The sequence below is a fragment of the Caenimonas soli genome (assembly GCF_013155545.1).
GTDB lineage: Bacteria > Pseudomonadota > Gammaproteobacteria > Burkholderiales > Burkholderiaceae_C > Ramlibacter > Ramlibacter soli.
On the sequence record NZ_JABJVV010000012.1, the window covers coordinates 64085 to 80108 of the forward strand.

A 16024-nucleotide genomic window follows, 5' to 3' on the forward strand; every position below is an offset into this window, starting at 1 on the left:
CAGAAAAGCCCTCAATCATGCTCGATGACCGTGCCAAGTTGTTGTTGAAAGCCCTGGTCGAGCGGTATATCGCCGACGGGCAGCCCGTGGGCTCGCGCACGCTGTCGCGCGCCTCCGGGTTGGAGCTTTCGCCGGCCACCATCCGCAACGTGATGTCGGACCTGGAGACTCTGGGCCTTATCGCCAGCCCGCATACCTCGGCGGGCCGCATTCCGACCGCACGCGGCTACCGGCTTTTCGTGGACACCATGCTCACGGCGCAGCGCGAACAGATGCAGGCGCCCAGCCTGGCGGCCGACCAGCCGCAAAAAGTCATCGCCAATGCGGCGCACCTGCTGTCCAACCTGTCGCAGTTCGTCGGCGTGGTCATGGCGCCGCGACGCACGTCGGTGTTCCGCCACATCGAATTCCTGCGCCTGTCGGAACGCAGGTTCCTGGTCATCATCGTCTCGCCCGACGGCGACGTGCAAAACCGCGTGGTCTTCACCGAGGCCGACTACACCCAGAGCCAGCTGATCGAAGCGGCCAACTTCCTCAACGCCAACTACGCCGGCATGGCGATCGAGCAGGTGCGCGAGCGCCTCAAGGGCGAAGTGGACAAGCTGCGCGGCGAGATCGGCGCGCTGATGCAGACGGCCGTGCAGGCCAGCTCGGATGCCATGAGCGAGCAGGACGAGGTGGTGATCTCCGGCGAGCGCAACCTGCTGGCCGTGAGCGACTTCTCCAACGACATGAGCCATCTGCGCCGGGCCTTCGAGCTGTTCGAGCAGAAGACCCAGCTGATGCGCCTGCTCGACGTCTCCAGCCAGGCGGCGGGCGTGCGCATCTACATAGGCGGCGAAAGCACCGTCGTGCCCTTCGAGGAACTGTCCATCGTCAGCGCCCCGTACGAGGTGGACGGCCAGGTCGTGGGAACCCTGGGCGTGATCGGCCCGACCCGCATGCCCTACGACAAGATGATCCAGATCGTGGACATCACTTCCAGGCTGGTCAGTAACGCGCTGAGCCACAACAAGTAGCCTCTTACAATCGGGGTCGGTTGGGGCGTTAGCTCAGTTGGTTAGAGCAGAGGACTCATAATCCTTTGGTCGTTGGTTCAAGTCCAACACGCCCTACCAAATTCTTGAGCGGCAGCCGCTGCGCTCTTCTTAGTAGTCCTAGGTGACCTTTGATTTCGGCTGGTCGGACCTGCGTTCGAGCAGGGCCGGGGCGGTCATGTCGCCTCCATGCTCCCAGTTGCCCTCGTTGCTTAGTAGTGAGTGAAGGCCCGGCTCGGTCGAAACGGGTTGGCTGTCCTCCCGTGCCACCGACAGCTTGGCTGCCTTGGAGCGTGTGATGGTGATCGCGGTGGCGTAGTAAAGGCAGGTCAGATCCTGCTTGAGGTGCCTGACGGTCAAGCCGGTGCGCTGGCGAAGGGCCTCGAAGGTTGCCGGCTCGACCGACAGCTCGCGCACCAGCATCAGCTGCGAATCACGCAGCCATCGCACCGGCACTCGGGGCACGTGGCGGTAATAGATTAGGTCGGTGACATAGCGCGCCGGCAGCAAGTCGCGATCGGTGCGGCAAACGTAGGCCCAGGCCAGCTGCGCCGGCGTGGCGGCAAGGAAGCCGGGAGGCGTGGCGCCCGCCCCAACCGGCCGCTTGTCCCATTGCGCCTCCCACAGATCCGCCGGGTGTGCGCCGGGCGAGATCGCGCACTTGCCCTCGTAGAGGTCGAGAACGGCTAGCAGGCTGCCGCTATAGCTGACGTGATAAACGCCTCGCCGCAGTTCGGCCTCACGCGCGACGAGCTGCGCGCCCAGGACAAACTGGACCCGCAGCAACCGCAGCCAGCCCTCGAATTGGGCAAGCACCCCATGTGTGGCGGCCTTCGAGGCGGGATCGAAGGTGCAGCGCGGCTCGATATCACCAGAGGCCAGCGGCAAAGCGAACGCCACGGGCCGGTCGACCTCGCTCAAGTTGAGATTCAGTGCCCTCTCCGTGGGCAAGCCGGGAGCGACCTTCAGGGTGCCGCTGGGCATCACGCGCACGTTCTGGCCGTTCACGAACCAGGCGTCGGCATCGCCGAACGCGCAGGTACGCCAACTCGGCGAGCCCGCGGAGCGTGTCAAGGACGCTTCCAGTACGGGCCGCTGCTGTGGGGCAAAGCCAGACATTCCCAGCCACAGGATGGGCTGTTCCGTCGCGGACTTGCCAGCATGCATGCCAGCTGTCACAACCGCTTCCTTTCAACCGTGCTCGAAACGCGACACGGTTCGTCGATTACATCTTGCTCCCGTTACGCAACTTCGCCATCCCCAGTTTGGGGGATGGCGCGCTGTTCAATGGCGATTTCTAGGGTTAACCCGCATTTGCCGTAGTCGAGGGTGCGGTTAGTGTTGTAACAAGTTGAAACACGATGCATATGACCTCGCCACAGCGCAGGATTGCAAACGCTGGAACGCTCTCTTCACAACTTGCGCAGAGCAGCGGAGCAGCTTGTGAAAAGATCCTCCTCCCGCAATGGTGCTCAGTTACGATTGCTAACGGTATCGGGGGGCAGACTGTGATCCAAACGCCTGGATTCATCCTGATAGGTATCGCGGCCATTGTCGGCACATTCGCAGGAATTTTTGCAGGTCGGTGGTGGGCACGCCGCGTTGCGAAGCAGCGAAGGCGCATTCCAAAGCATTGGCCACTTGATCCGCGAAGGATGGCCAGCTCCGCGGAATGCCTGGTCTGGCACTGGCTCAATCGCGTCTTTTTCGATCACCACATCATGATCAAGACTCCAGTGACGCGATTTACCTTGCCTAGCAGCAAAGAGAACGGCGCGCATTGGTATCAGCTGCTCAGCGGTGTGTATTGCACTTTCACGGTTTGTGCATCCGACGGTCATGTGGTCGGTTGCGTGGATGTGATTGGGCCCAGCGGCATTTCCCGAAGCAACCGGCAACTCAAGCTGACCTTGCTCTCGCAGTGCGGCATTGCCTATTTGGTTGTCAAGCCCAACAGGCTGCCAGCCTTGTCGGAAGTTCGTACGGAATTCCTAGGGGACAAGGCATTCATGCCAGGCAACAAGGTCACCGACGACGCGATTGTGACCACAGCTCATCAGCTCCGAACAGCCGTCCACCGCTTACGCGACCAACGTCCTAGCGACTTCGGCCGGCTCGAGCCCGACCGCGGTAACAGTTCGGGCTCTGGCCCGGAAAGCCTTCTGTCCGACAGCGACTTCAGCTCAGGTCCATGGCAGCAGGCCGACTCTTTCATCGCGCCGCTGGACAGCCGGCCGGCCACGCTGCACTGAGGCCCGCAGCGCAAGCAAAGGACGCTCTTCGCGGGCAATCGTCATGCAGCGCAAGACACAGCCGGTGCGGTTCGAGATCACAGGTGCTGCGCGCGAATCGCGGATGGGATCTTGCACGCGCAACTACCAGCGCGGCAACGCGACCAAAGGATTCTGAGTCAGCCACCCTCTGTTTGAAGTCAACAGCGTACGTGCAACGTTGCTCGGCCAAGACTGCATTTCGCATGGGCAGCATCGTGTTGGTTCAAGTCCAACACGTCCTACGAATCCATACTTGCACAACAAGGCGGGATTTGGCCTTTCAGCCGCGCAGGCCGACCGAAGTGCCGCGCCCAGGTTGCGTCGCCGGCCACAACTTGGTACCGTTGGCAAGGGCTGGACTTCCCAGGAAGGCCCCGACGAGCAAACAGGTTCAAAAAGGGGTAGAACATGTTAGCGTCCGAATGCGCGTGGGCCATCTTGCGTGCCGAGCACACTCGCATTCGTGAGTTGTTGGGTCTTGTTGCCCGCGCGCTGAAAACTGCAGATTGGACGCGCCCGGGACCGCAGGCGGCGACGCTCGTCGAACACATCGAACGCCTTGAAGCTTTCGAGAAGACGACACATCACCCCAAGGGCGTCGTCCTGCTCAAGATGCTGCGTGGCAGGTCGGCAGAGGCTGACAAGCTGCTTGATCAGCTGGAACTGGAGAGCGAGCGCTGTGACGACCTGCTTTCCCAGTCGAAGGCTTTGTTGAAGCTTGCCGAATCGGGGGAAATGGGCGCGGCCACGGCCGTTGAACCGCTGCTGCAAGAGCACGGCCGGTTGATGCACCACCATCTGGACCAGGAGGACACGCTCCTGCATTCGCAAACGGCCCTGTTGTTGACGCGCGAGGAATGGGTGGCCGTGGTGTCGTCGATGTCCAAAGTGGTGGGGCCTCGCACGACCGTGCCTCCAGCGCGGTAATTACGTCAGCGCGAGCTCCGCTACGGCCACGAACCATGCGATTCCCCAACCCAGGGCTTTGTCGTTGAAGTCGTAGCTGGGGTGGTGCAAAGGGGCATCTTGCTCGCCGATTGGTCTGCCCTGTCCCAGCCAGAGATAGGCGCCGGGCCGCTCGCGCAGCATGAAGGCGAAATCCTCCGAGGTGAAGGCCGGGTGCGGGGCAACGGCGGCCTCCAGGCCGACGCTCCTGGCGGCGGACAGTGCGAGCTCGGCCTCGGCCACGGTGTTGATCGTGGCGGGGTAGTAGCGCAGGTACTCAACCTCGATGGCAGTGCCGCTCGCCTGCGCAACGCCCTGCGCCACCTGGCGGATGGCCGCCTCGATGGCGTCCTGCCCCCCGGCGTCGAAGCTGCGCACCGTGCCCGTCAACTCGACCGCCGACGGCAGCACGTTGTGCGACTGCCCGCCGTTGATGCGCGTGACCGATAGCACCGCGTTCTCGGTGGGCGGCACCCGGCGCGAGACGATGGTGTGGAGTTGACTCACCAGTTCGCTGGCGGCCAGGATCGTGTCGGGCGTGCCGTGGGGTTGCGCGGCATGGCCGCCGCGGCCGCGCACGACGATGTCGAACCGATCCGCTGCGGCCATGATGGGGCCCGGCCTCGTGCGCGCAGACCCCAGCGGCAGCTCCGGCCAGTTGTGCAAGGCGTACACCGAGTCGCACGGAAACCGGTCGAACAGGCCGTCGCGGATCATGACCTTGGCGCCGCCGCGCCCTTCCTCGGCGGGCTGGAAGATGAAGTTCACGCAGCCGTCGAAGCGGCGGGTGCGCGCGAGGTGGCGCGCGGCGCCCAGCAGGATGGCGGTATGGCCGTCGTGACCGCAACCGTGGTGCACGCCGCTGAAGCGGCTGATGTGAGGGCGTCCGCCCTGCTCGAGGATGGGCAGCGCGTCCATGTCAGCGCGTAACCCCACGCTGCGGCCGCTGCTGCCCGAGCGCAACACGCCGACGACGCCGGTGCCGCCAATCCCCTCGTGCACTTCCAGGCCCAGGTCGCGCAGGGCCGCGGCGACGATGCCGGAGGTGCGGCGCTCCTGGAAGGCGAGTTCGGGGTGGGCATGCAGGTCCCGCCGCAGCGCGACCAAGTCAGGAACCAGGTCCGCGATTTCCTGGACGGGCGCGGCGCTCAGCACGGGGTATGCGGCTGGCGGGCCGCCGTGGTCATGTACTGCCCCGGCGTCATGCCGAATACGCTCTTGAAGTGGCGCGAGAGGTGGCTCTGGTCATAGAAACCCGCTTCGCTGGCCGCGGTGGCGGCCGGCACCCCTTCGCGGATCAAGGCCTGCGCGCGCTCCAGGCGCAGGCGGCAAATGTAGCGGTGCGGCGCGACGCCCACCTGCTGCCGGAACACCGTCGCGAAGCGCCACATGCTCAGGCCCGTGAGGCCGGCGAGCTCCGACAGTGAGAGCGGCTGGTTCAGGTTTTCATCGATGTGACGCAGCACACCTTGGATTGCTGCGGCCGAGCGGGGGGATGCCGGGGTGCGAGGCTCAGGATTCATTCTGCAAGCGTAGGCCGCTCGCGCCGAAGATGGCACTGCATGCGGCCGGCGGGACAGCAGCAAATGTGGAATCGGGGTGCGGCGCAGCAAGTAGTGCGGCGCCGGCGCGCCAAGGCTTCAGGCGTGCGGTGGCTGGATCAGCCGCTCGATCGGGTAGTAGTTCTTGATGAACGGCGTCTTGATGACGATGTAGCTGAAGTACTTCTCGATGCCGATGTTCGCCTCCAGCAGCCCTTCGATGATCTCCTGGTAGTGGTTCACCCCGCGCGTGATGAACTTCAGCAGGTAGTCGTAGCCGCCGGACACGAGATGGCACTCGACGATCTCGTCGATCGGCCGGATGCTGGTCTCGAACTTGACGAAGTCCTCGCGCTTGTGGTCCTGCAGCGTGACCTCGGTGAACACCAGCAGCGTGTCGCCCAGCTTCTCGAGGCGGATCTGCGCGCCGTAGCCGGCAATGTAGCCGGCCTGCTCCAGGCGCTTCACCCGAACGAGACAAGGGCTGGGAGACAGTCCCACCGCATCGGCGATCTCCACATTCGTGGCCCGACCGTTCTTCTGCAGGTGGCACAGGATCCGCAGGTCGAGGCGGTCGAGCTTGGGGTTGCCGGTAGAGGTATTCATCTGCGCCCGTTGTATGCAACATCCAACCCTTAGTCAAGCTATCGCGGCGATTGACGCCGCCTTGGCCTCAGTAGCCCTGCGAGCGGTCGACCACGCCTTCGAGCGGCAAGCCCGCAGCGTGGCGGCGCAGGTTGTCCAGCAGTGCCTGCGCGGCTGTCTCGGCCTGGGTGGCGCTGGCGACGTGCGGCGTGAGCCAGATGCCCGGATGGTCCCAGAAGGGATGGCCCGGCAGCAGCGGCTCGGGTTCACAAACGTCGAGGATGGCGGCCGAGAGCTGGCCGCGCTCCAGGGCGTCCAGCAGATCGGGCTGCACCAGGTGGCCGCCGCGTCCCGCGTTGACCAGCGAAGCGCCCGGCGGCAGGGCGCCGAAAATGCGCCGGCCGAGGATACCGCGCGTCTCCGGCGTCAGCGGCAGCAGGCACACCAGGATGTCGGTACGGGCCAGGAAGTCACCCAGCTCCGCCTCGCCCGCGTAGCAGCGAATGCCGGGATCGTTGCGACGCGAGCGGCTCCAGCCGGCGCAGTCGAAGCCGAGCTGGCGCAGCTGCGCAAGCGCCGCGCGCCCCAGCGTGCCCATTCCCATCACGCCCACGCGGCGAGAGGAGGCCGGCCGCACGGGATGTTCCTTCCACTCACCGCGTTGCTGCTGCCGCAGGTACTGCGGGATCCCGCGGTGCAGCGAAAGCACCGCCCAGCTCACGTACTCGCACATGCAGGCCGTCAGCCCGGGCTCCACCATGCGCACCACCTTCAGCCCGGGTGGCAGCGCGGAGAAATCGAACTGGTCCACGCCCGCGCCGACGGAGAACAGCACCTCCAGGTTGGGAAAGGCCTGATCGAGCCGCGGCGGCGGCTCCCAGGCGGCCAGGAAGCGCACCTGCGTCGCGTCGGCGACCTCGGGCCAGATGCAAAACGGCAACTCGGGCATCTTGCGCGCGAACTGTTCGGCCCACACCGCGCCCCGTCGCGTATCGCCTTTGTAAACGAAAGCCATGCTCAGCCCATCGCCTGGGCGACGAGCGCCCAGTAGCCGAGGGCCGGGCCGCGCTCCAGCGGGCCGTTGCGCACCATGGTCGTGACCGTGTCCACCCGGGGCAATCCCTGCGCTTCCAGCCATTCGGGCAAGCCGCTGGCGGCGTCCACGTCGATGCGCAGGAATTTTCCGGCGTAGCGGCTGCACCAGTGGCCGATGAGCGCCTGTGCGCTGGTGAGATCGGGCGCCACGACAGGACCGATGGCATGGCCGCGCCCGAAGCGCCGCACGATGGAAAAACCCACAGCCTCGCCGCCGCGTGCCAGCACCACCGTTTCGCCTTCGGCCAGCAACTGGTGCAACATGGCTTCGCGCGGCATGCCGGCGGAACGGGCATCCAGGGCGACGAGTGTCTTTGCGTCGTTGCGACCCAGCGGGCGCAGCCGCTCGCCCGGCGCCAACGCCACCAGTTGCGCCGGCGCAGCCAGGCCCTGGTGCTGCCGGACCTCGCCCACGATCTCGAAGCCCATCCGTTCATACAGGCCGCGTCCTTCGGCCGTGGCGTGCAGCAGCACGGTGCGGTCTTCAATCCCCGCCATCACCGCGTGCATGAGGTGCTGGCCGATGCGCTGCCCCTGCATTCGCGGCGAGACCATCACATGGCCGACCGTCGCGTGCTGCTTGCCCCAGGGCCAATGCAGCGCGGTGCCTACCAGTTGGCCGTCGCGCAGCGCCGCCACGCCCTGGCCATGCGCCAGGCTGAACTGCCAATCCTCCAGGCGGTGAGGCCACTGGAACTCGCGTGACAGCGCTTGCGCTGCCTCCAGGTCGTCCGCCTTCAGCCGGCGAAGCGTCACGCCGTCGGGCAGTGGGCGGCCCACCGCGGCAAGCGCCGCTTGAGGAATGAGCACGTGTTCGGACATGGAGTTATCCCTTCAATACTTCACCGGTGACAGATCAGTTGTGATGATGCGCGGTGCGGCGGGATGGCGGCTTGTACGAATTTGGCGTGGGCGAGGCGCGGGCGAAGAACGGCACAAAGCGCCTGCGCGCCCCCTCACATCCGGAAGATGCTGCGCGCGCGCGCTGCAGAACCGCAACATCTGCGGCGCCGCTTGCCTAGCATTGACTCTACTTGCCACCCCATCCACCAGCGAGACAACCATGATCTTCAAACCCAAGTACATCACCTTCGACTGCTACGGTACCCTCACCAACTTCCGCATCCACGATATGCCGAAACAGCTCTACGGCGACCAGTTGGCCGGTGAGCGGCTGCAGCAGTTCGTGAAGGACTTCACCGCCTATCGTCTGGACGAAGTCATGGGCGACTGGAAACCTTACGACCAGATCCTCAAGTCGGCCCTGCGGCGCACCTGCAAGCGCCATGGCATCGCCTACCGCGACGAGGATGGGCAGAAGTGCTACGACGCCGTCCCGACCTGGGGCCCGCACGCCGACGTGCCTGAGGCGCTCACGCGCGTGGGCAACAAGATCCCGCTGGTGATCCTGTCCAACGCCATGAACGAGCAGATCATGTTCAACGTGCGCAAGCTGGAGGCGCCGTTCCACAAGGTTTACACGGCGCAGGACGCCGGCGCCTACAAGCCGCGCCTGCAGGCGTTCGAGTACATGCTGGACCAGCTCGGCTGCGCGCCGGAGGACATCCTGCACGTGTCCTCCAGCCCGCGCTACGACCTGATGTCGGCGCACGACCTGGGCATCAAGAACAAGGTGTTCGTCAATCGCAACCACGAGCCGAAGCCCAACGAGGCGTACACGCACGTGGAGATCCGCGACATCAGTGGGCTGCCGGGGTTGGTGGGCCTATAAGGGCAGAGCAAAAAAAGCGGGCGCGAGGCGCCCGCTTTTTTGTACGCGCCGCGCTCAGGCGACCAGGCTGGCGACCGCCTTTCCCGTCTCGACGGTGGTCGCGCTGCCTCCCAGGTCGCGCGTGCGCGGCCCTTCGCGCAGGACCTGCTCGATCGCCCTGAGGATCGCGTCGTGCGCCTCGGGGTAGCCGAGAAACTGCAGCATCAACGCCCCCGACCAGATCATTGCGATCGGGTTGGCGATGCCCTGGCCGTAGATGTCCGGCGCGGAGCCATGGACTGGTTCGAACAGGGAAGGGAATTTCCGTTCCGGGTTCAGGTTGGCCGAAGGCGCGATGCCGATCGTGCCGGTGCAGGCCGGGCCGAGGTCGGACAGGATGTCGCCGAAGAGGTTCGATGCGACGACCACGTCAAAGCGCTGCGGCTGCAGCACGAAGCGTGCGCACAGGATGTCGATGTGCTGCTTGTCGTGCCGCACCTCCGGGAATTGCGCCGCCATCTGATCAGCGCGCTCGTCCCACCACGGCATGCTGATGGCGATGCCGTTGCTCTTTGTCGCTACCGTCACTTGCTTGCGCGTGCGCGACTGCGCCAGCTCGAAGGCATAGCGCAGCACACGGTCCGCGCCGTGGCGGGTGAACACCGACTCCTGGATCACCATCTCACGCTCGGTGCCCTCGAAGATGCGGCCGCCCAGATTGGTATATTCACCCTCGGTGTTCTCGCGGACGACGAAGAAGTCGATGTCGCCGGGCTTGCGTCCGGCGAGGGGGCAGGGCACGCCCTCGAAAAGGCGCACCGGCCGCAAGTTGACGTACTGGTCGAACTCGCGGCGGAACTTCAGCAAGGAGCCCCACAATGAAACGTGGTCGGGCACCGTGTCCGGCCAGCCCGCGGCGCCGAAGTAGATTGCGTCGCAGTCCGCCAGCTGGGACTTCCAGTCGGCGGGCATCATCGTGCCGTGCGACTGGTAGTAATCGCAGCTGGCCCATTCGATGTGCCGCCAGACGAGCTCGATGCCGAAGCGCCGCGCGGCTGCCTCCAGTACGCGGAGGCCCTCGGGCATGACCTCCTTGCCGATGCCGTCGCCGGGGATGACGGCGATGGTGTGCCTGCGCAACGGAGAGGGAGAGGGGGAGAGGAAGGCCGAGCCGCGTGTGTTGGAAATCATGGGACTAGCTTAGGCGCAGGCGGCCGAAGATGACGCCGTCGTGCCGGCCCGCATCCGCATTCCATGGTGTTCTTGCAGCAGACAAAAGCCTCTCGTGCTGCCTTACGCGAGATCCATTGCCAGGCACTCGGGAAAGAGCGGCAGGACGTGGCGTTGTTGCTGCTCCAGGACCTCGGCGTCGACCGCGTCAGCGAGCTCGCGCACGCAGGTGAAGTGCCAGTCGGGCTTGACTGGCTTGGCCGTAGGCCGGCCGGCGCCCGTGCCCTCCCGGCCCGCATGCCGATCGATCCAGCAGGTTCGCCAGCCCAGCGCCTGGGCAATGCGGATGTCGTGGAACTGGCTTTGGCCCACGTGTAGTGTCTCGGCTCGTTGGATGCCGTGGCGCGCCAGCATGTCCTTGAGCCAGACGAAGTACCGGGGATCCGGCTTCTCGCGCCGCGCGTCATCCCAGGTCACCGTCCAGTCGAACGGCATTTCCAGCGCGCGCTCGAAATGGGTCATGGCCCAGCGCTGGGCGTTGGTGGCCGCTACCAGCCGGAAGTGCTTCCTCAGGCGACCGAGCGCGACCACCGAATCGCCGAAGGCCGGCCACTGCAGGGCCGATGCGCGGAATGCGACGGCGGCTTGCTGGGGCAGGCCGAACTGGCGCGCCAGCTCGCTCCAGACGCGTTCGAGATCGTCGGGAAAGGGCCGTGCGAGCGGCGATGCGCGTGCTTCGCGGTAGGCGAGCAAGAACTCGCTGTCTCGAACGCGCGCCTGCGGATCGGTCTCATGCAGGAAGTCGAGCACGCCGCGCTCGAAATCGATCAGCGTGCCGACGACGTCGAACGTGATCGCTTTGAATTGCAGCAGGGACATGGCAGCACCTCATAGGGCGTGAACATGATTCAGATTAGGTCAGGGTGGCGGCCTTTGACGCCGTTGCGCGGCCCCGCCGCCGCATTCCATGGCGTTGTCGCGTGGCGTGCAGCATGTCGTGCGGGATGACAAATCCGTCCAATCGACCCAAACGCGACGCTGCTAACTTCGCGCTCAAATTCAATCGCGAAAGGACCCGCAGATGAGCAACCTCACCTTCTTCAAATTCGACGACCTCGGCCCCGGCCGCGAGAGCGGCCCCTTGCCCGAGAAGCTCATCGCCGGCGATCCGCGCTTCACGAACTGGGACGTGGAGCAGTCGCCGGACGGCAAGGTGCGCACCGGCGTGTGGGAGACCACGCCCGGCACGATCCGCTCGATCAAGGGCGGCGTCTGGGAGTTCTGCCACATCCTCTCCGGCGTGTCGGAGCTGATCGAAGACGGCAAGGAGCCCATCCGCGTGCAGGCCGGCGACACCTTTGTGATGAAGCCGGACTACGTCGGCAAGTGGCGCTGCATCGAGACCACGCGCAAGATCTGGATCATCTACGGCAGCGCGTGAGCCCCATGAAGCTCGAATCGTTCTGGACCGACACCACCCCCGCCTTCGAAGGCCGCACCGACGCGTTGCCCGCCAAGGCCGACGTGGTGGTGGTCGGCGGCGGCTTCACCGGCCTGTCGGCCGCCCGCACGCTGGCGCTGCGCGGCGCTAGCGTCGTGGTGTTGGAGGCGGGCGCGGTCGCCGCCGAGGCGTCCGGGCGCAACGGCGGCCACGTGAACAATGGCCTGGCGGTGGACTACGCCACCGTCGCGGCGCGCGTCGGTCCCGAGCGCGCGGCCGCCTGGTACCGTGCGTACGACGACGCGGTGGACACCGTGGAACGCATCGTGCGCGAGGAGGCGATCCAATGTGACTTCCATCGCCGCGGCAAGCTCAAGCTCGCATCGCGGCCCGCGCACTACGACGCGTTGGTCATGGGCTTCGAGCGGTTGCGCCGCGAAGCGGACCCGCAGGTCGAGCTGATCTCGCCGCAGCGCATTCGTGATGAGATTAGCTGCGACCGTTTCGCGGGCGGCCTGCTGTTCAAGAAGAGCGCCCAGATGCACATGGGGCAGTTCGGCCGTGGGCTGGCGGAAGCGGCAGCGCGGCGCGGCGCGCAGATTTACGACCATACGCAGGTGGAGCGGCTGGAGCGGCTGCACGGTCACGCGCACCGCGTGCACACCCGGCGCGGCGCCATCGATGCGGACCAGGTGCTGCTGGCCACCGGCGCGACGCGCCTGGGCGCTTACTCCAGCTTCTCCTTCTGGCGGCGCCGCATCGTGCCGATCGGCAGCTTCATCATCGTGACCGAGCCGCTCGATCCCAACGCCTTGCAGGCCCTGCTGCCGCAGCGCCGCACCTACACCACCACCGACACGCTGCACAACTACTTCCGCATCACGCCCGACCACCGGTTGGTGTTCGGTGGACGTGCGCGCTTCGCCCTGTCCAGCCCGCGCTCGGACGCCAAGAGCGGCGAGGTGCTGCGCGAGCAGTTGGTGGCGATGTTCCCGCAGTTGCGCGACGTGCGCATCGACTACTGCTGGGGCGGCATCGTGGACATGACGCAGGACCGCTTGCCGCATGCCGGCGAGAAGGATGGCCTGTTTTATTCCATGGGCTACAGCGGCCACGGCACGCAGATGTCGGTGCACATGGGCGAGTGCATGGCCCGCGTTCTCGCGGGCGATGTCGCGGCCAATCCCTGGCGCGACAACCCCTGGCCCGCGATTCCCGGCCACTTCGGCCCGCCGTGGTTCCTACCGGCCGTCGGCCTGTACTACCAGGTGAAGAACAAGTTCGCCTGAGCCCTCTTTCCAACCCAAAAGCAAAACGGACAACCATGAACCCCTACCTGGACCTCAACCCCAGCCGCCGTGACGTACTGGCCTTGCTGATGGCCGGCGGCGCCGCGTCGCTGGCCGTACCGTCGTTCGCGGCAACGCCGCGCCGCGGCGGCCGCATCAAGGTCGCCGGAGCGACCTCCGCGCTCAGCGACACGCTGGATCCGGCCAAGTGCTCCAACCACACCGACTACATCCGCAGCTGCATGTTGTACAACGGGCTGACCTCCCTCGACGGCAGCCTGACGCCGCAGCCCGCGCTGGCCGAGGAGTTCAGCACCAAGGATGCGAAGACCTGGGTGTTCAAGCTGCGCCAGGGCGTGACCTTCCACGACGGCAAGCCGTTCACACCCGCCGACGTGGTGTTCTCCCTCATGCGCCACAAGGATCCGTCGACCGGTTCTAAGGCCAAGGTGCTGGCCGAGCAGATCGAAGAGGTGAAGGCCACCGGCCCGCACGAAGTGACCATCCGCCTCGCGGCGCCCAACGCCGACCTGCCGGCTATCCTGGGCACCTGGCACTTCCATATCGTGCGCGACGGGATCACCGACGTGAATGCGCACATGGCGGGCATCGGTACCGGCCCCTACAAGCTAAAGGAATTCAAGCCCGGCGTGCGTTCGATCGCCGTGCGCAATGAGAACTATTGGAAGCCGAACCGCCCCTACCTGGATGAGATCGAGTACGTGGGCATTGGGGACGAGGCAGCGCGCGTGAACGCGCTGCTCACCGGAGAGATCGACCTGACCATGGCGATCAACCCGCGCTCGGTGGACCGCATCAAGGCGAGCGTCAAGCACGCGATCTTCGAGACCCGCGCCGGCCTCTACACCGACCTGATCATGCGCCGCGACAACGGCCCCGGCAGCAACCCGGACTTCGTGCTGGCCATGAAGCACCTGTTCAACCGCGAGCAGATGGTCAAGTCCATCCTGCTGGGCTATGGCGAAGTGGCCAACGACCATCCCATCCACTCCAGCAACCGCTTTTTCTTCAAGGGCCTGAAGCAGCGGCCCTACGATCCCGAGAAGGCCAAGTGGCACGTGCAGAAGTCCAACCTCGGCAGCGCCGCCATCCCGGTGGTGGTCTCGCCCGCGGCGACCAACTCGATAGAGATGGCCCTGGTCATGCAGCACGCCGCGCGGCAGATCGGCCTGAACCTCGACGTGCGGCGCATGCCGGCGGACGGCTACTGGTCGCAGCACTGGATGAAGCACCCCGTGGGCTTCGGCAACATCAATCCGCGCCCTTCGGCCGACGTGCTGCTCACGCAGTTCTTCAAGTCCGACGCGCCGTGGAACGAGGCCGGGTGGAAGAACCCCAAGTTCGACCAGCTGCTGGTGGCCGCGCGGGCGCAGCCCGACACGGCCAAGCGCGCCAAGATGTACGCCGACATGCAGGTGATGATCCACGAAGAGGGCGGCATCGGCATCCCGTTCTTCATGTCCAGCATCGACGGGCATACCAGGAAGCTCAAGGGGCTGTCGCCGATTCCGCTAGGCGGGTTGATGGGGTACAACTTTGCGGAGAATGTTTGGCTGGAGGCTTGAACACCATGCCCAACAACCTCCTCGTCACCTTCAACCTCGACCAACTCGGCGAGCCGCGTGAATACCGGCCACCGGCCGATCGCGTCGTCGAAGGCGACATCGTGTGCCGCAGCTGGGACGTCGACAGCGCCAAGGACGGCAAGGTGCGCGCCGGCGTGTTCGAGTCGACCCCGGGGGTCAACCGCTCGATCAAGGGCGACACGTGGGAGTTCTGCCTGATCCTGTCCGGGGTGGCCGAGATCACCGAGGACGGGCAGCCCCCCGTGACCTACCGGGCCGGCGACTGTTTCATCATGAAGCCCGGCTACACCGGCACCTGGCGCACGCTCGAAACCGTGCGCAAGGTCTGGGTCACGGCCTGACCGTCTTTCGCCGCCAGGGCGGCGGCGAGAGGGATTGGCGCAGCATGGCCAGGAAGGCGGTCGTGCGCGCACTTCGGCCGGACCGCGTGCCCAGCATGGCGACAACATCCGCCGCAGGAACTTCCCAGGCCGGCAGCACCCGCTTGAGGCGGCGGGCCGCGAGGTCGCCGGCAATGTTCCACTCCGAGCGGATCGCCACGCCTTGTCCGGCGATCGCCCACTCGCGCACCACCGCGCCGTCGTTGCTGCTCATGGTGGGATGAATCCGGACGGTCTCCGGCTCCCTTGAAGGGTGGGTAAAGCGCCACATCGTGACGTCCTCGTCGTTCTCCCTGACTACCAGGCACCGATGGCGCACCAGGTCCGACGGCCTTTGAATGGGTGGGGCGCCGGCGAGGTAGTCCGGGCTGGCGCAGAGGATGCGTCGGTTCGGGGCCAACGTGGTCACGATCTCGTTCAGGTGCGGCGATGGGCCGATGCGGATGATGACATCGCAAGTATCGATCAGGCGTGCGCCGGGAAAATCGGATAGCTCGAGCGTCACCGTCACGCCGGGATGCGCTCTTGCGAACGCGTCCAGTACTGGCGCCACATGGATGCGGCCGAAGCCGTGGGGGGCGGCAACCCGCAGGTGCCCGCTCACGGCGTTCTTCCGGTCCGACAAGGCTTCCGAAAGTGCCTCCATTGCACCGGCCACGATCGTGCCGTGCGAGGCGACGAGTGCGCCCTCGTCGGTCAAGGTGATCTTGCGGCCGGAACGGTCGATCAGCCGGATGCCGATGCGTGCCTCCAGCGCACGCAGTCGCTGCGTGACGGCTGGAGGGGTGACATCCAGCTTCCGGGCGCACTCGGCGAGCGTCGCGGACTTGGCCAGCACGTTGAAGAAGCGAAGATCGTCGGAGCTGATCATTAACAAGATCTTAATCCCACTGCAGATTGGGTTAATCGAAATCTGCACCCATTCCGCGCAGAACTTCGTGCCGATCCGC

The 16024-nt window shown here is 65.7% G+C and carries 17 protein-coding genes and 1 tRNA gene; 9 read left to right on the top strand and 9 right to left on the bottom strand.

What is annotated here, in order from left to right; translation table 11 throughout:
- Positions 1 to 17 precede the first annotated feature (17 nt).
- Positions 18 to 1019 carry a heat-inducible transcriptional repressor HrcA gene (hrcA, locus tag HNE04_RS18720; protein ID WP_172222508.1) on the top strand — a complete coding sequence of 334 codons (1002 nt, stop codon included), beginning with the start codon at positions 18 to 20 and terminating at the stop codon, positions 1017 to 1019.
- Between the two features lie 22 nt (positions 1020 to 1041).
- Positions 1042 to 1118: transfer RNA gene (locus HNE04_RS18725), tRNA-Ile, on the top strand.
- A 39-nt stretch (positions 1119 to 1157) separates the two neighbouring features.
- Here HNE04_RS18725 and HNE04_RS18730 read toward each other — a convergent pair.
- Positions 1158 to 2111 carry a hypothetical protein gene (locus HNE04_RS18730; RefSeq protein WP_172222509.1) on the bottom strand — a complete coding sequence of 318 codons (954 nt, stop codon included), beginning with the start codon at positions 2109 to 2111 and terminating at the stop codon, positions 1158 to 1160.
- A 581-nt stretch (positions 2112 to 2692) separates the two neighbouring features.
- Between HNE04_RS18730 and HNE04_RS18735 the strand changes: the two genes are divergently transcribed.
- Complete coding sequence (locus HNE04_RS18735; RefSeq protein WP_172222510.1) at positions 2693 to 3289, top strand: hypothetical protein; 597 nt, start codon at positions 2693 to 2695, stop codon at positions 3287 to 3289.
- Between the two features lie 429 nt (positions 3290 to 3718).
- Positions 3719 to 4237: a hemerythrin domain-containing protein gene (locus HNE04_RS18740; protein WP_172222515.1), complete on the top strand. Its 519-nt coding sequence runs from the start codon at positions 3719 to 3721 to the stop codon at positions 4235 to 4237.
- On the opposite strand, the gene HNE04_RS18745 is transcribed toward HNE04_RS18740, so the two are convergent.
- From HNE04_RS18745 to HNE04_RS18765, 5 genes are all read right to left on the bottom strand, one after another.
- Positions 4238 to 5410 (bottom strand): M20 aminoacylase family protein, encoded by a 1173-nt coding sequence (locus HNE04_RS18745; protein WP_172222517.1) that lies wholly within the window; start codon positions 5408 to 5410, stop codon positions 4238 to 4240.
- Positions 5404 to 5778, bottom strand: a complete 375-nt coding sequence (locus tag HNE04_RS18750) for a helix-turn-helix domain-containing protein (RefSeq protein ID WP_172222520.1) — start codon at positions 5776 to 5778, stop codon at positions 5404 to 5406. The genes HNE04_RS18745 and HNE04_RS18750 overlap by 7 nt, the downstream gene beginning before the upstream one ends.
- Before the next feature lie 117 nt (positions 5779 to 5895).
- A complete protein-coding gene (locus tag HNE04_RS18755) occupies positions 5896 to 6402 on the bottom strand; it encodes an Lrp/AsnC family transcriptional regulator (RefSeq protein ID WP_172222522.1) in 507 nt (168 codons plus the stop codon).
- Positions 6403 to 6469: 67 nt separating this feature from the next.
- Positions 6470 to 7396, bottom strand: a complete 927-nt coding sequence (locus HNE04_RS18760; protein WP_172222525.1) for a 2-hydroxyacid dehydrogenase — start codon at positions 7394 to 7396, stop codon at positions 6470 to 6472.
- A gap of 2 nt (positions 7397 to 7398) precedes the next feature.
- Entirely contained in the window at positions 7399 to 8298 is a 900-nt protein-coding gene (locus HNE04_RS18765; RefSeq protein ID WP_172222528.1) for a GNAT family N-acetyltransferase, read from the bottom strand.
- 241 nt (positions 8299 to 8539) lie between these two features.
- Between HNE04_RS18765 and HNE04_RS18770 the strand changes: the two genes are divergently transcribed.
- Positions 8540 to 9208: a haloacid dehalogenase type II gene (locus HNE04_RS18770; protein ID WP_172222530.1), complete on the top strand. Its 669-nt coding sequence runs from the start codon at positions 8540 to 8542 to the stop codon at positions 9206 to 9208.
- A 54-nt stretch (positions 9209 to 9262) separates the two neighbouring features.
- Here the strand turns inward: HNE04_RS18770 and HNE04_RS18775 are convergent, their stop codons facing one another.
- On the bottom strand, positions 9263 to 10378 hold the full coding sequence (locus HNE04_RS18775; protein WP_172222533.1) for a tartrate dehydrogenase: 1116 nt from the start codon (positions 10376 to 10378) through the stop codon (positions 9263 to 9265).
- 102 nt (positions 10379 to 10480) lie between these two features.
- Positions 10481 to 11236, bottom strand: coding sequence for an HAD-IA family hydrolase (locus HNE04_RS18780; RefSeq protein WP_172222536.1), 756 nt, complete (start codon positions 11234 to 11236; stop codon positions 10481 to 10483).
- 202 nt (positions 11237 to 11438) lie between these two features.
- Between HNE04_RS18780 and HNE04_RS18785 the strand changes: the two genes are divergently transcribed.
- The 4 genes from HNE04_RS18785 to HNE04_RS18800 are packed head-to-tail and all read left to right on the top strand — an operon-like array spanning position 11439 to position 15035.
- Entirely contained in the window at positions 11439 to 11798 is a 360-nt protein-coding gene (locus HNE04_RS18785) for a cupin domain-containing protein (RefSeq protein WP_172222538.1), read from the top strand.
- 5 nt (positions 11799 to 11803) lie between these two features.
- Entirely contained in the window at positions 11804 to 13087 is a 1284-nt protein-coding gene (locus HNE04_RS18790; protein WP_172222541.1) for an NAD(P)/FAD-dependent oxidoreductase, read from the top strand.
- A 35-nt stretch (positions 13088 to 13122) separates the two neighbouring features.
- Positions 13123 to 14673: an ABC transporter substrate-binding protein gene (locus tag HNE04_RS18795; protein ID WP_172222544.1), complete on the top strand. Its 1551-nt coding sequence runs from the start codon at positions 13123 to 13125 to the stop codon at positions 14671 to 14673.
- A gap of 5 nt (positions 14674 to 14678) precedes the next feature.
- Positions 14679 to 15035, top strand: a complete 357-nt coding sequence (locus HNE04_RS18800; RefSeq protein WP_172222547.1) for a cupin domain-containing protein — start codon at positions 14679 to 14681, stop codon at positions 15033 to 15035.
- Here HNE04_RS18800 and HNE04_RS18805 read toward each other — a convergent pair.
- On the bottom strand, positions 15025 to 15945 hold the full coding sequence (locus HNE04_RS18805; protein WP_172222549.1) for a LysR family transcriptional regulator: 921 nt from the start codon (positions 15943 to 15945) through the stop codon (positions 15025 to 15027). The genes HNE04_RS18800 and HNE04_RS18805 overlap by 11 nt on opposite strands.
- Positions 15946 to 16024: the final 79 nt, after the last annotated feature.

Coding starts and splice junctions, on each gene's coding strand:
- hrcA (WP_172222508.1), top strand. CDS start 18: ATGCTCGATGACCGTGCCAAGTTGTTGTTGAAAGCCCTGGTCGAGCGG.
- HNE04_RS18735 (WP_172222510.1), top strand. CDS start 2,693: ATGGCCAGCTCCGCGGAATGCCTGGTCTGGCACTGGCTCAATCGCGTC.
- HNE04_RS18740 (WP_172222515.1), top strand. CDS start 3,719: ATGTTAGCGTCCGAATGCGCGTGGGCCATCTTGCGTGCCGAGCACACT.
- HNE04_RS18750 (WP_172222520.1), bottom strand. CDS start 5,778: ATGAATCCTGAGCCTCGCACCCCGGCATCCCCCCGCTCGGCCGCAGCA.
- HNE04_RS18755 (WP_172222522.1), bottom strand. CDS start 6,402: ATGAATACCTCTACCGGCAACCCCAAGCTCGACCGCCTCGACCTGCGG.
- HNE04_RS18760 (WP_172222525.1), bottom strand. CDS start 7,396: ATGGCTTTCGTTTACAAAGGCGATACGCGACGGGGCGCGGTGTGGGCC.
- HNE04_RS18765 (WP_172222528.1), bottom strand. CDS start 8,298: ATGTCCGAACACGTGCTCATTCCTCAAGCGGCGCTTGCCGCGGTGGGC.
- HNE04_RS18770 (WP_172222530.1), top strand. CDS start 8,540: ATGATCTTCAAACCCAAGTACATCACCTTCGACTGCTACGGTACCCTC.
- HNE04_RS18775 (WP_172222533.1), bottom strand. CDS start 10,378: ATGATTTCCAACACACGCGGCTCGGCCTTCCTCTCCCCCTCTCCCTCT.
- HNE04_RS18780 (WP_172222536.1), bottom strand. CDS start 11,236: ATGTCCCTGCTGCAATTCAAAGCGATCACGTTCGACGTCGTCGGCACG.
- HNE04_RS18785 (WP_172222538.1), top strand. CDS start 11,439: ATGAGCAACCTCACCTTCTTCAAATTCGACGACCTCGGCCCCGGCCGC.
- HNE04_RS18790 (WP_172222541.1), top strand. CDS start 11,804: ATGAAGCTCGAATCGTTCTGGACCGACACCACCCCCGCCTTCGAAGGC.
- HNE04_RS18795 (WP_172222544.1), top strand. CDS start 13,123: ATGAACCCCTACCTGGACCTCAACCCCAGCCGCCGTGACGTACTGGCC.
- HNE04_RS18800 (WP_172222547.1), top strand. CDS start 14,679: ATGCCCAACAACCTCCTCGTCACCTTCAACCTCGACCAACTCGGCGAG.
- HNE04_RS18805 (WP_172222549.1), bottom strand. CDS start 15,945: ATGATCAGCTCCGACGATCTTCGCTTCTTCAACGTGCTGGCCAAGTCC.